Source organism: Ferrithrix thermotolerans DSM 19514 (assembly GCF_900128965.1).
In the GTDB taxonomy this organism is placed as follows: domain Bacteria; phylum Actinomycetota; class Acidimicrobiia; order Acidimicrobiales; family Acidimicrobiaceae; genus Ferrithrix; species Ferrithrix thermotolerans.
Genome location: NZ_FQUL01000095.1, coordinates 1 through 1035, shown reverse-complemented (window position 1 = coordinate 1035; position 1035 = coordinate 1). Strand labels below are relative to the sequence as shown.

Genomic DNA, 1035 nt, shown 5'->3' with positions numbered 1-1035 from the left:
TCATCTGGACCAAGAGCGCCGACGAGATCTTCGCTTCAATGCAGAAATACCTGGAGCCTATTGTTTCTCCGCAAACTTCTGAAGAGGGACACTAGGGCAGTCTTTGCCCCTTGGATTTCGTGCGCTATGGAGCCTTTAACGTCTCCAGTGATCGATCTGGAGTGAAGTGTCGCAAACTAGGACTCTCATTACGCTCCTTGAAGTAGAGCACCCCTTGTATTATCGCAGCAACGCTGTTTACGAATGCTGAAGTGAGAGTGGCATCAAAAACCATGGGACACATCTCTCAACACTCCTTTCGTTAGGTGACAATTACGGTCTTACAATCGGTGGATCATTGAGAGTCCAAGGAACATCACTAAGTCAAATATGCATAGGACGATGACAAGATCATATATCCTCCTATCATGATATGCCTTGGCTCGCTTATCCACATCGGTTGTTGTCTGATAAGTCCGATTAAGTCTTGCTCTGGCCAATACGAACACCACAAGCATAAAACTAATAGTCACAATCGGACTTATCATATCAAGCTACTCCCCTACAAACGCCGGACTAGCATCCTGGTAGCAAAATTCCGAATACATTGTTGATAAAGACTCCTCCGTACCCATGCGCGTTGCACTCAGCTATTTTGGCCTCTCCAACTAACGATACTGCACCTAGTACACCAGACACCGCCCCCGGGTCTTCGGATAGTCGTATTCAATTTCGATACCCCCCCTGTGTTATCGGTATCACGACGACTCATCATGAACCTTTTTAAACCTAACACTGTTGTGACGATCTATCAACCTCTCTTTTAATGTGCGTTATGAATGAAGGAGGTAGTCCCTCTGAGCGGGCAATGATGGAGCGAACTCATGCGTTGAGTCCCTCGACCCTCCCGGTGGATACCCCGAGTCTGATGGAGGCAAGTATCCCGTCTCGATGAGTTCGAATGGTTTTTAATAACCGGATGAAGCTCGATAGTCGTGAGCGTGAGGCTCGCCTGCACCAGCGATCCAGCATCTCATTCACCTCGTCGATCTCGAG

At 47.9% G+C, this 1035-nt stretch carries 1 protein-coding gene; it reads right to left on the bottom strand.

Annotation, left to right across the window (positions count from 1 at the left end; all coding sequences use genetic code 11):
- Window positions 1–861 precede the first annotated feature (861 nt).
- The gene (locus BUA24_RS13555) at window positions 862–1011 is read right to left on the bottom strand and encodes a transposase (protein ID WP_178138850.1); all 150 of its coding nucleotides are present in this window, start codon (window positions 1009–1011) and stop codon (window positions 862–864) included.
- Between the last annotated feature and the right edge of the window lie 24 nt (window positions 1012–1035).

Bases quoted from the DNA above. Each gene is read 5' to 3' on its own strand.
- BUA24_RS13555 (WP_178138850.1), bottom strand. From the start codon at position 1,011: ATGCTGGATCGCTGGTGCAGGCGAGCCTCACGCTCACGACTATCGAGC.